The sequence below is a fragment of the Idiomarina sp. A28L genome (genome assembly GCF_000218785.1).
Lineage (GTDB): Bacteria > Pseudomonadota > Gammaproteobacteria > Enterobacterales > Alteromonadaceae > Aliidiomarina.
In genome coordinates, this window is record NZ_AFPO01000025.1 from 186,201 (window position 1) to 198,478 (window position 12,278).

The 12,278-nt window shown below is 46.7% G+C and carries 11 protein-coding genes; 4 read left to right on the plus strand and 7 right to left on the minus strand.

The annotated features are described in order from the left end of the window. Positions 1-270 precede the first annotated feature (270 nt). From priC to A28LD_RS11185, 6 genes are all read right to left on the minus strand, one after another. On the minus strand, positions 271-549 hold the full coding sequence (priC, locus tag A28LD_RS11160; RefSeq protein ID WP_007421181.1) for a primosomal replication protein PriC: 279 nt from the start codon (positions 547-549) through the stop codon (positions 271-273). Then, the gene (locus tag A28LD_RS11165; RefSeq protein WP_007421182.1) at positions 550-1,635 is read right to left on the minus strand and encodes a tryptophan 2,3-dioxygenase family protein; all 1,086 of its coding nucleotides are present in this window, start codon (positions 1,633-1,635) and stop codon (positions 550-552) included. A gap of 119 nt (positions 1,636-1,754) precedes the next feature. Then, positions 1,755-2,738, minus strand: coding sequence for a ketopantoate reductase family protein (locus tag A28LD_RS11170; RefSeq protein ID WP_007421183.1), 984 nt, complete (start codon positions 2,736-2,738; stop codon positions 1,755-1,757). A 3-nt stretch (positions 2,739-2,741) separates the two neighbouring features. Then, a complete protein-coding gene (locus tag A28LD_RS11175) occupies positions 2,742-4,187 on the minus strand; it encodes an AmpG family muropeptide MFS transporter (protein WP_007421184.1) in 1,446 nt (481 codons plus the stop codon). A 6-nt stretch (positions 4,188-4,193) separates the two neighbouring features. Continuing rightward, complete coding sequence (locus tag A28LD_RS11180) at positions 4,194-4,796, minus strand: peptidylprolyl isomerase (protein ID WP_007421185.1); 603 nt, start codon at positions 4,794-4,796, stop codon at positions 4,194-4,196. 36 nt (positions 4,797-4,832) lie between these two features. Next, the gene (locus A28LD_RS11185) at positions 4,833-5,402 is read right to left on the minus strand and encodes a YajG family lipoprotein (protein ID WP_007421186.1); all 570 of its coding nucleotides are present in this window, start codon (positions 5,400-5,402) and stop codon (positions 4,833-4,835) included. 125 nt (positions 5,403-5,527) lie between these two features. Between A28LD_RS11185 and A28LD_RS11190 the strand changes: the two genes are divergently transcribed. The 4 genes from A28LD_RS11190 to A28LD_RS11205 all read left to right on the plus strand — a co-directional run bounded on the left by A28LD_RS11190 (position 5,528) and on the right by A28LD_RS11205 (position 11,204). Continuing rightward, positions 5,528-6,607 (plus strand): ketoacyl-ACP synthase III, encoded by a 1,080-nt coding sequence (locus A28LD_RS11190; RefSeq protein ID WP_007421187.1) that lies wholly within the window; start codon positions 5,528-5,530, stop codon positions 6,605-6,607. 253 nt (positions 6,608-6,860) lie between these two features. Further along, positions 6,861-8,498, plus strand: coding sequence for a BCCT family transporter (locus tag A28LD_RS11195; RefSeq protein ID WP_007421188.1), 1,638 nt, complete (start codon positions 6,861-6,863; stop codon positions 8,496-8,498). A gap of 3 nt (positions 8,499-8,501) precedes the next feature. After that, complete coding sequence (locus A28LD_RS11200; RefSeq protein ID WP_007421189.1) at positions 8,502-10,400, plus strand: DUF294 nucleotidyltransferase-like domain-containing protein; 1,899 nt, start codon at positions 8,502-8,504, stop codon at positions 10,398-10,400. Between the two features lie 12 nt (positions 10,401-10,412). Next, positions 10,413-11,204 (plus strand): 3'-5' exonuclease, encoded by a 792-nt coding sequence (locus tag A28LD_RS11205; protein ID WP_007421190.1) that lies wholly within the window; start codon positions 10,413-10,415, stop codon positions 11,202-11,204. A 101-nt stretch (positions 11,205-11,305) separates the two neighbouring features. Here A28LD_RS11205 and A28LD_RS11210 read toward each other — a convergent pair whose 3' ends face one another. Continuing rightward, positions 11,306-12,046 (minus strand): enoyl-CoA hydratase-related protein, encoded by a 741-nt coding sequence (locus A28LD_RS11210; RefSeq protein ID WP_007421191.1) that lies wholly within the window; start codon positions 12,044-12,046, stop codon positions 11,306-11,308. Positions 12,047-12,278: the final 232 nt, after the last annotated feature.

Genomic DNA, 12,278 nt, shown 5'->3' on the forward strand with positions numbered 1-12,278 from the left:
CCTTACTTTCCAACCGCAAAAACCAAAAGCCGCGGCATTGAATTGTAAATGATTGATTAGAATGGCTTTTATAAAAAATAGAAGTGAGCGTTTAATCGGGTAGGTTAGTTAATAAAATTAACTAAAGATATGATTTAAATCTATTTAACTAGCTAAATATTCATCAATGTTGGGCTAATAATTGCGCACGTGGGTTTCAAACTGTTTCATTCCTAATAAAAAAGCTCTCAAATGCTGAGCATTCGAGAACCTTTTATTTAACCTCTTTATTTAACCTCTGTAGAGCGCCTGCACCAATGCCGTGAGCTGCTCTTGTACAATTTCGTTCATAATATTAAATACCGGTGAATCAGGGGGCACTTCCGCTAACCGCCGTGCATTTGTTTCCGCCTCATCCAAATAAGCCGAAACCTGATTGCTTCTGGTTTTAAACAATGCTTGATCAAACCACTCTCGGGTTAACTCAGGCGGGCGTTGCTCCGCACGCTCCCGCAATTTCTCAAACACCGCTTCGGTTTTTGCTAACGAATCACTAATAGATGCAAACAATTATCCTCCCCGGCGCAAACTCGCCCGCACGCTTGCCGGCAATGGCGGCAAACTGCCTTTCGGTAATAAATAAGTAGCCAGATTCATAAAATCGGCAAAAATTCGATTTTTTTCTGTGGTTCGCTTTAAGTACTCATGCCCCGAAGAGCCACCCGTGCCAATTTTCGAACCCAGCATGCGCTGAACCATCATGGCATGGCGATAACGCCAAATCGTGAGGTTTTTATCAATATCACTAAGTGCATTCAAAACTTGATATGGCAAGTTAAACGCAGGCTCTTCGCTGTATAAATGGATAAACAATGCAGCCTGCATGGCGCGCTGCGATAAGCGAACACGGCCATCTTCTTGCATCGCCTTATACTTGTCGCTATCGAATAACGCCGAAAAATTCTCTCGCGTGCTTGCAAGCTCAGCTAATTCACTCGCTATCTCTTCATCACTGAGCAAAGCATTTGAACGCACAATATCTTCATCGTGTTGCAGCTGCTGATCAATCGCTTGTTTATAATGCTGCCAAAACGTGAAATCGTCTTGCTGCAGAAATGGCATACGAGCCAGCCAAGCATCTACTCGTTCGAATAAATCGGGCTTCGCCTCTAAAGATTCCAAATAGGCTCTATCCGTTGCATTAATGCGGTTATAAAAAGAAGCCTGATCAAAGGCAATACGCTTATCCCGCTTCACCCCAAGGCTAATTTCAATTTCTTTAAATTGAATGCTTTGAAACCCTGAGGCTGGCACCAAGTAATCTCGGAACTCGAGAAAATCTTGGGCGGTCATAGTTTCCATCACGTTAATCTGCTGATTCAGCAATTCTTGAATGGTTACCATGCGCTTTAAACGATGCACAATCGTCATTAACCGTTCATCGGCTACGTGTTCTTCACGAAAAATACCCAGCACTGAGCGCAACTCATGAATCATTTGCTTAAACCAAAGTTCATAAGCTTGATGCACAATAATAAATAGGGTTTCATCGTGGGCTTCGGGGCCGTATTGCGGGCTTACTGGGTGTTGTGCCGATAAAAGTTTATCTAGCCCCAGATAATCGCCGTAATAAACCGGATCTTTATTTTTTTTCATATTCTTATTTAGCTCGCTAGCATCGCGTGTATTTATTAATCCCTGAATCTAGGATTATTAAAGCACTGAACAAAGGGTTCAGAATAAATCTTTATGGCAGCAATACGTTGCGTTGAAGGCTACCGTTGTAATGTTTGAATTTGCGCCCACAGCTCACAATTACTTCGAGTTGCTACATGTAACCGTTCACCCTCACGGCAAATGAACCCGTTTAAAAATTCTATTTCCGTTAGCCTATCTGCTTGTATATCTTGCAACATACTGCACTTATTCGTAGCGGTTGCCGCCGCTACTTTGTGCACTTGCTTTACTAACTCATCGGCATCCAATTCAGGATTTATATTCGCTATTTCTTCGCAAATAGCTCTAATTTTGGGCTGATATTCATCGGCTCTCAGTATGCCATTATCGGCACCCGCTAATGTAGCTAAAGGGTTTATTGCACAATTGATCGCCATCTTTTGCCAACGCCGGTGCAAGATATTGTCCACCCAATGTAGCGGTGGCAGCGCTTGCGCTAACTCTACAAACCAAAGCGGAGGGTTGTTATCAATTGGCTTATCAGCTAGCGCACGTTCCCCAATCCAAGATTCGCCAAGCCCTGCGTGGGTGCTATGCGTGCGGCTTTGCCGCCACGCCCCATGAGTAGTTACCAAATCAAATATTTGCCACTGCTCATTTGCCGCTAAAATAGTATCACCCGCACCCATACCATTATGGCTAAGAACCATAGTGGCGGCCCTCAGGCCCTTTGCAGCAAGTTCAGTTAACAGTGGTTCTAACTGCCAAGCCTTTACCATAATCAACCACACTGCATTTGCAGAGGCTTCACTCGGTGAATGAATAACGGGGAACTGAACTGTTTGTACATTAACACACTTTTGTAACTTAGGGAGTAGCTCAGGGAGTAGCTCAGGGTGTAGATCAGGGTGCAACTTATCCTGCCCAGAGAGCTGATGAAAATTCTGAGATACACTGAGCGCAACACGCTGATTATCGGCCTCATGGTGCGAATAAACTTGTACGTTTGCACCCGCTGCGTGCAGGCCATGGGCCCACAACGCGCTTAGTGCGCCAGTGCCCACAATTACCCAGTTCGCCACAGGCTACTCCTTTTCAGAATTCAAAGCAGCTTGCTCAGAATCCCACTTATTCTGTTTCTCACGGCTATCATCTTCGAGCTTTTGGATTGGCTTACGAATCGTCCATAAAAACAACAAACTAGGGATAACCATAAGTGTAGTAAGCAAAAAGAATAGCGCCCAGTTACCATCAAGCCAATCCACCACAGCGCCACTGTAAGTAGCTAAAACCGTTCTCCCCAAAGTGCCCACCGAAGCCATCAGTGCATATTGAGTAGCTGTAAATGCTCTATTCGCCAGTAAGCTAATTAAAGCAACGAACGCCACCGTCGACCACGCTGATGTAAAGCCATCGGTAATAACAGCCGCTAGCAATAATGCTTTGTTGGGGCCAACCAAAGCCAACGCCGAGAATAATAAGTTACTTGCCGCCATGGCCGAGCCACCAATAAACAGGCCCTTCAAAATACCGATACGCATGGTTACATAAGAACCAATCAAGGCAAAAATAATGGTTACCCACCAATTCACCAACTTAGAATAAAGGCCTATTTCTGAGTTGGTAAAACCAACTTCTTGATAAAACACAATAGACATACGTCCAAGAAAGGCTTCACCCACCTTGAATAGCAATACGAACAGCAAAATAGAGAGCGCAAACTTCACGCCACTGCGGCGAAAGAATTCCGCCATAGGCTCAACCAAGGTAACCCCTAACCACGCCGTTATTTTATGCCTAAATGCAATACTGTTACCCACGCCAGCCAAAACTTGCTGGTAACGCAGCTCCGCTTCGCGCTGCAACGCCCTGCGAGTTGTTACCGGTTCTCGCGCCAACCAAACACCCGCGCTCAATACCACCATAAACAATGCTAGATATTGATATACCCGCGGCCAATCCCAGCCTGGCATATCCGAGAGGAAAAATGGAATCGCACCTAAACCGGCAAAGCCTGTCCACCAACCCGCCGTTGTCATTGCCGCACCGGCCGATTGCAGCCGCGCTTCGTGCTCACCTATTGAATCAATCCGATAAGCATCAATACTGATATCTTGCGTTGCCGAAAATACCGCCAACGTAAGCGCAACAACACCGGCCCAATACAAATTGGTAGCAAAATCGATTTGCGCCAAATAAAAGCAGCTACAGGCAATGCCTAGTTGGCAGAATAGAATCCAACCACGCCGATGCCCGAGCCAAGTGCTCAAGAACGGAATTTTCACCCTATCCACTAGTGGCGACCACAAGAAATTTATCGAATAGGCCGCAAATACAGCTCCAAAAAAGCCAATGGTTGCACGGGTAAAGCCCATTTCATTCAGCCAAGCCGACATTGAAGAGCCGATCATTACCCACGGGTAGCCGCTAGCCATCCCGAGTAAAAATATCGTGATTAGCCGGCGCTGAAGGTAAAAGCGAACAATGTTGCCAAAACCTACTGGCGCATGGTTTGTTTGCGCATATTTCACTAAGCGTTACTTCTCTTCTGGCAGGAGCTCAACCGAAATCAAACGCAATTGCTCAACCGGCACATCGGGAAAACCTAAATCATCATTAAAGCCCGTTTCAACCTTGGCAAGCTCGTGCAGCAACTCTGCATTCTCAATTACCTGCCCGAACACAGCATAGCCCCATCGGCGAGCGCTAGGGTTCAAACGATCGTTATCTTGAACATTGAAATAGAATTGGCGGCGCGCTGAATGTGGGTCATTTACTCGGGCCAAAGCAATAGTACCGAAATTATTCGCCAAACCATTGCCCGCCTCATTCACAACCGTATCGCCCTCAGGCAAAGGCGTCCAATCGCGTTCATAACCACCGCCCTGCACCACAAAATCAGCTACCACACGATGAAACAGAGTATCGTTGTAACTACCACTCACCACATGCTTTAAAAAATGATCTACTGTTAATGGCGCCTTCCAACGGTTTAGTTCCACCACCATTTCACCCATGCTGGTTACAAATTTCACCTTTGGATACAAATTTGTTTTTTGAATATCACCATCATCAGCAAGCGCTACAGGCACTATTGCTGAAGTAAAAGCAAACACTGCGGCTAATAACCAAGTTTTCATTTTTTGCTCCGTTATTAAATATCAATAAACTTAAAACTACTGCACATGCTCTTGCAGCCATTCCTGCAATATTTGATCGCTCATTAAATCACGCAAATTAGTGTGTACTGCGCGATTAAAGGTATCGGTAATCTGTTCATAGTTCACCTGCCGGTAAGGCCCACCAGAAACTCGGGTTACATATTGGCGGCCAATCCATTCAGTGCCTGAACGCACAACCACCCGCACCGCTACATGATGCTCAGCGCTGTAACCTTCACTTCGCGGCACAACACGCGTTAGCGCATCTTCAAGGTACACCGTGAATACCACATTAGCGTCATCATCATGCGGCCAATATTCTTTTAAAGCCTCACTCATCAGAGTAGCCATCGGCACGTGGGTCGTGGCAAACTCAGCATTATCCGATGTATGTTCAACTCGAAGCACATGATTTTGCGTACGCTGATCACGAACCGATAAGCGCACTGGCTGCATTACAGGCTTTTGAAAATCAGTGATATCAGGCGCGGTAACGCGCACTTCATTTGGAACACTGGGTGTATTTGAACAACCCGAAAGTAATATAATGCTCGCAAGCATAACAACCGCGATTATGTTACGCATGGTGTTTCGTCCTTTAGTTATGGCTCTTTTCGTTTTCTTATCGGTCATAAAGGTATACGATTGTTAACTATGAGTCACGTACGATATTCGCCGTGCGCTAATCACTAGATTTTAAGGTAGTTTGAATGAAATTTGCAGAAATCACCGGCTGGGGCAAATGTATGCCACCCGCAATCATGACAAACAGCGATCTGGCAACATTCTTAGATACTTCTGATGAATGGATACGCAGCCGCACGGGCATTGAAGAACGCAGAGTGAGCGCCGTTGGGCCATCAACCATGGCCGCGGTTGCCGCGCGTAACGCGCTTGCTGCCGCCGATCTCGATCCACTAGAAATTGATCTAATTATTGTGGGCACTTGCACACCCGATGAAATCATTCCGAACGTAGCTTCTAAAGTGCAACAAGAAATTGGCGCGAAAAATGCCGCTGCATTCGATTTAAATGCCGCGTGCAGCAGCTTTTTCTACGGCATGCACTTTGCTACCTCATCGATTCGTATTGGCATGCACAAAAAAGTATTGGTTATCGGCGCTGAGCGCCTAACCCGCATTCTTGATTGGACAAAGCGTGAAAGCGCGGTTCTTTTCGGCGATGGCGCAGGCGCTATGGTACTAGAAGCTTCTGATAACGAAGTTGGCTTACTCGCTTCAAAAGTGAGCTGCGATGCAGATGCTCGCGATGTACTAGCCCTAGATTTCGGCATGAGCTTCGATCGCTACAATTTCGATGGCGTAATGCCGTTTAACTTTATCGGCCAAGAAATTTTCAAGCGTGCGGTTAAAGGTATGAGCGCGGCGGTTGATGCTGTATTCCAAGAAACAGGCCTGAGCGTTGACGATATCGATGTGCTTATTCCTCACCAAGCAAACAAGCGCTTAATCGATTTCCTAGCAAAAATGTGCAAAGTGCCAGAAGCTAAAACTATGGTTAACATCCAAAAATACGGCAATACATCTTCTGCCACGCTTCCTATTGCTTACACTGAAGCCTTAGAAACCGGCATGGTAAAACCAGGCGATAAAATCATCTCTGCAGTATTCGGCGGCGGCCTCACCTGTGGCGCCGGCCTAATCAAATGGGGCGAGCGCGTAACGCCACTGCAAAACAACCAACTACAGCTCGAAGATAGCACCAACCAAAGCGCCCTAGATTTAATCCTACCCATGTACGAGGGCGCAAAAAAAGCCGCGGCTCGCTGAGCCGGAGCCTGAGCCGGAGAGTGGATAACGCTTCGGGGGGTGGAATTTACGTTCGCGGGGTGTCTGCCGCATGGATGCGGCAGCTCAAACCTACATGGACGTACTCGCGGCGTCCCTGAGAACGTATATCCACACCCCGATAAAGTTATCCACTCTCCGGCCCCAGCACGGCACGGCGATTTGATTTCGTGGGTTAGAATTACTACTCTATAAAAGCTTTTAATAAAAATCCCATAAAAACAAGGACAAAACCATGAGCAATATTGATCCCGGGCGCGATCCGATGAAGCCCGATGGTAAAGTTAATCCCATCGATACGGATTACAAAGTTGGTCAAGATAACCTTGTGTTTAAACTCGGACCATTCGGCCTCGATATACATAACCGCGTGTTTCTGATTTCTGGTTTGGCCATCATGTTGTTCGTAGCCCTTACGCTCATCTTTCCGAGCCAAGCCGAACCTATTTTTTCCAATACCCGCAATTGGCTCACTGCAAACCTTGATTGGTTTTTTATTAGTGCCGCCAACGTATTTGTTATTCTTTGCCTTGTATTAATTGTTTCGCCACTTGGTAAAGTTCGCATCGGCGGTACCGAAGCCAGTGCCGATTTTTCATATTTTGGTTGGTTCTCCATGCTGTTCGCCGCAGGTATGGGTATCGGCCTTATGTTTTATGGTGTTTCTGAGCCAATTTCTCATTTTTCTGCTGCCTTTAGCGGTACCGAAATGGGTGAAAGTGGCAGAGTTGATTGGGCTCCACTCGGTGGCGCTGAAGGTGATGCAGAAGCCGCTCGCCGCCTAGGTATGGCGGCCACTATTTATCACTGGGCCCTGCACCCATGGGCAATTTATGCAATTTTAGCCCTTGGCCTAGCAATATTTTCTTACAATAAAGGGTTACCACTTACCGTTCGCTCAATTTTTTACCCACTCTTGGGTGAGCGCGTATGGGGCTGGCCTGGTCACGTAATTGATATTCTCGCTATTCTCGCTACCTTATTTGGTTTAGCCACCTCATTAGGGTTAGGAGCCGCGCAAGCTGCAGCTGGGTTAAGCTCCCTATTCGGAACACCCGAGGGTGTTACCATGGAAGTAGTTCTAGTAGTGGTGATCACATTAATTGCGCTAGTTTCTGTCCTTGCCGGGCTGGAAGCTGGGGTTCAGCGTTTATCACAAATTAATATGACACTTGCCGCATTATTAATGTTGTTTGTGATTATAGTTGGCCCAACTATCGGTATTTTAACTGGCTTCTTCTCTAATCTCGGGGCCTACTTACAAAACTTACCGGCACTTGCTAACCCGATTGGTCGTGAAGATTCTAACTTTTCACAAGGCTGGACAGCATTCTATTGGGCATGGTGGATTTCTTGGTCACCGTTTGTAGGTATGTTTATTGCGCGTGTATCACGCGGGCGTACAGTTCGTGAATTCCTTACAGCGGTTTTGTTAATACCTTCATTAGCCTGCGTATTATGGATGACAGTGTTCGGTGGTACAGCCATTACACAATACTTGGGAGGCTATCAAGATGTGGTTAACGCTGAACTACCATTACAATTGTTTGTCATGCTTGACGCATTGCCACTAGCTCAAATCACATCGTTTATCGGTATTATATTGGTTGTGGTGTTCTTCATTACTTCATCGGATTCCGGTTCGTTAGTAATCGATGCAATTGCCGCGGGTGGTAAAGTAGATGCGCCAACACCTCAGCGCGTATTCTGGTGTACCTTCGAAGGATTGGTAGCGATTGCGTTGATTCTTGGAGGGGGATTAGTGGCGTTGCAAGCCATGGCGGTTTCAGCCGGCTTCCCATTCACCATCGTGTTGCTCATAGCCTGTATTTCACTCGTGAAAGGGCTCATGAGCGAACCACGAACAGGATAATGAATGGAAGCTGAACACATTGAAGTACTCGAGTTTATCAAGCGCTTTCCGCCGTTTAACGAGCTCCCTATTGAGGAGCTCGAGCGGCTAGCGCAAGCGGCTGAGGTGGGTTACTTCAAAGCTGGCAGCCAAATTCTTGAGTATAATCAAACCATAAATGATCTCCATGTTATTCGCAGTGGTGTGGTGGAAGTATTCCGCCATACCGGCGATTTATACAACCGCCTCAGTGATGGCGGATTTTTTGGCGAAGCGGGCTTGTTACGCACCGGCAAAGTGCGTTTTCCCGTGAAGGCTATTGAAGATACATTGGTATATTTTATTCCCGGCGGGGAATTTAATCGGCTCTACGATGAGTACGAAGCTTTTGCTGACGCGGTTGAAATTGAAGATCGCGAACGCCTAAACCGCGCGGTTTCCAGCCGTGAAGGCGCTAATGATTTAATGACAGTGCCTATTGCTACGTTAATTTCCCGCAGCCCGGTGAGCATCAATGAAACCGCTACCATTCGCGAAGCCGCGGAAAAAATGACAACCGAGGAAGTATCCTCGCTACTTATTGTTGCCAACGCTGATACAGTTGAAAGGAATGCGGTAAACAGCAGCGAAAAACAAGAAATTAGCGCGCCTATTGGTATTATCACCGATAAAGATTTGCGTAAACGGGTACTAGCCGTAGGCCTTAGCGAGCAAACGCCCGTGCGTGAAATTATGTCTACCGAGTTGGTATTTGTGCAACACAACCAACATGTATTTGAAGCTATGTTGATTATGCTGCGGCGCAATTTGCATCATTTACCGGTGTTGAAAAAGAACCAAACCATGGGGGTTCTTTCGCTTTCTGATGTGGTGCGCCACGAATCGAAAAGTAGCTTGTTCGTGGTAAGCAGTATCTTTCGGCAAAGTTCCATCGAAGAATTGGCTACGTTAGTTGAGGATGTGCAGGCGAGTTTTGTGCGTATGGTGGCTGAAGATGCAAACTCACGCATGATAGGTTCAGCCATGGCGGTTATTGGCCGCAGTTTTAAGCAGCGTTTGCTAGAACTCGGCGAAGAAAAGTTCGGCCCTCCGCCGGTGCCCTATTGCTTTCTGGCACTAGGTTCTATGGCTCGTGATGAACAATCTATCGTTACCGATCAGGATAACGCCATGGTGCTCGATGATAGCTTTGATCCCGAGCTCCACGATGATTATTTTCGCCAACTCGCGCAATTTGTTAGTGATGGCCTTGATGCCTGTGGTTACACCTATTGCACGGGCTACATTATGGCTACCAACCCGCAATGGCGGCAGCCATTAAAAGTGTGGCAAAAATATTTTTCTGATTGGATCACAGAGCCCACCCCTGAAAGCCTATTGCACGCCTCTATTTTCTTCGACCTTGATGGTGTTTGGGGTGAAACTGAATTTGCTAATACGCTAAACAAGCTTATTCAATATCGCGCGCAACGCAGCAACCGTTTTTTAGCTTGCATGGCCAGAAATGCACTCAACCGCACGCCGCCGCTTGGCTTTTTCAAAGGGTTCGTGATGGAAAAAGATGGCAAGCAAAACAACTCGATTAATACCAAGCGCCGGGGCACGGCACCGGTTGCTGATTTAATTCGCGTACACGCACTTGCCATCGGCTCGCAACAGCGTAATTCGTTTGCCCGCCTTGAAGATATTACCGAAGCAGGTATTTTACCGCCGGGCCGCGGCCCAGATTTACGCGATGCTTTAGAGCTGATTTCTATGGTTCGCATTCGCCATCAAGCTTTAGCGCTGCAGCAAGGCGAGAAGCCTGATAACAATGTGGCGCCTAGCGATTTATCCGATTTTGAGCGTAAGAATTTAAAAGATGCGTTCCAAATCTTGAGCAGTGCGCAGCGGTTCATGCGCTTTCGCTATCCGAACGGTTAAGGCAAGGCGATTATGTTTTATTTGGGCAGTGATAAACTATCAGGTAATGATTCTGAACCTAACGGGCTTAAATCTGCTGCAAAACAGTTGATTGCAAATGGTAACGATTGGCAACAGCGTTTTCTTGAGCTTGCTGAAACTGCAAAAGATCCTCGCTTAAAACGTTTTTATCAAGCTGGAATCGATGCTGGGATAACCAACCCAAATGCTCGGCTTAGCGATATTCCGCTGCTTTCGATTGATTTTGAAACCACTGGCTTTGATCCGAGTAAACACGGCATAGTAAGCATTGGCAGCATGCCCCTTAATTTACAGCGAATTTTTAACCAACAGGCGAAGCAATGGCTCGCCAAACCCCGCCGTTCACTGAATACTGAATCGATCGTGATACACGGCATTACCCATTCACAGCTGCAAGAAGCGCCCGATCTTCTCGATATTCTCGATGAATTACTTGAAACCATTGCCGGCCATATTTTGGTTGTGCATTACCGTGGAATCGAGCGGCCGTTTCTAGATGTAGCGCTGCGTGAGCGCATTGGTGAGGGTATTGAGTTTCCGGTCATTGATACCATGCAATTAGAAGCACGCATGCACCGCGCCAAACGGCTATCACTCTGGCAGCGTATGCGCGGCCAGAAGCAGGTATCAATCCGCTTAGCGGATAGCCGCACACGCTATGGATTACCGTGGTACCACCCGCACGATGCGGTTACCGATGCACTCGCCACAGCCGAGTTGCTACAAGCACAAATTGCCCACCACTACAGCCCAGAAACCACCCTAGCCGAAGTTTGGTGCTAGTTTGGTGCTAAGAAGATGGGGTCAGTGAGGTGTTTCTCTGGCACCTTTTTGCAAACACAAAAAGGTGCCAGAGAAACACCTCACTGACCCCGCTTTCTGAATTAGCGCTTGGCTTTGGCGGCGATAATCGCCTGAGTTTCAGGGCTTGATAACACTTGCAGAAAATCAACTAATTCACGTTGAATTCGATCATTAATTGCTTCTGGTTGCGTTTTCATTAATCGTTTACTAATCCGCAGTGATTGTATTGGCTTTTTCGCTAGGCGCGCAGCTACATCGGCCACGGTAGCTTCTAGCTCTGCCACTGGCACTACTTTGTTTACGATATTAAGTTCGTAAGCTTTGACGGCATCAAATTGCTCAGCTAGTAACAACAACTCTGCGGCCTTCAAGTGACCACACAGCGCTGGAATGAGTTGGCTAGAGCCAGCCTCCGGCACCAAGCCCATATCCACAAATGGCATCACAAACTGCGTACCCTCTGCTGCGTATACCAAATCGCAATGCAATAGCAGTGTGGTGCCAATACCTACAGCGGCGCCCTGCACTGCCGCAACCACGGTTACATTTACTGACGAAATAGTGGCTAAAAATTGGAACACTGGCGAATCTGATTTCAGTTCACCATGCTTGAGAAAATCACCAAGATCATTACCAGCACAAAACAAATCGCCTTCACCTGAAAATACTACCGCGGCGATATCATCACGAGCATCCGCATCTTTTAATGCGGTTGTCATTGCTGCATACATATCTTGCGTTAAGGCATTGCGCTTAGCTGGGCGGTTCAAGTGAATTCGAACAACCTTATTCGCTTCAGAAACCGTTACAAATTCGCTCATTATTCTTCCTATCGTTGCTACATCAATACCCGTAACATACCACTGGTCAGGCCACAAAGAAAGTTAGAGCTATCTACCGCATGTATAGATGGTGAGTTCACGCTCCTGACCACAAAAAAAGCCACTCTCCATCTATCCCTACTCATTAAATGTTACATTTTTGTACTGTTTATATTCGCTAATTTTCGTTACCCTAAAGCCAATAAGCATTACAAAATGGGGCCCCTTAATG

Bases quoted from the DNA above. Each gene is read 5' to 3' on its own strand.
- A28LD_RS11165 (WP_007421182.1), bottom strand. From the start codon at position 1,635: ATGAAAAAAAATAAAGATCCGGTTTATTACGGCGATTATCTGGGGCTA.
- A28LD_RS11185 (WP_007421186.1), bottom strand. From the start codon at position 5,402: ATGCGTAACATAATCGCGGTTGTTATGCTTGCGAGCATTATATTACTT.
- A28LD_RS11205 (WP_007421190.1), top strand. From the start codon at position 10,413: ATGTTTTATTTGGGCAGTGATAAACTATCAGGTAATGATTCTGAACCT.
- A28LD_RS11195 (WP_007421188.1), top strand. From the start codon at position 6,861: ATGAGCAATATTGATCCCGGGCGCGATCCGATGAAGCCCGATGGTAAA.
- A28LD_RS11180 (WP_007421185.1), bottom strand. From the start codon at position 4,796: ATGAAAACTTGGTTATTAGCCGCAGTGTTTGCTTTTACTTCAGCAATA.
- A28LD_RS11200 (WP_007421189.1), top strand. From the start codon at position 8,502: ATGGAAGCTGAACACATTGAAGTACTCGAGTTTATCAAGCGCTTTCCG.
- A28LD_RS11190 (WP_007421187.1), top strand. From the start codon at position 5,528: ATGAAATTTGCAGAAATCACCGGCTGGGGCAAATGTATGCCACCCGCA.
- A28LD_RS11210 (WP_007421191.1), bottom strand. From the start codon at position 12,046: ATGAGCGAATTTGTAACGGTTTCTGAAGCGAATAAGGTTGTTCGAATT.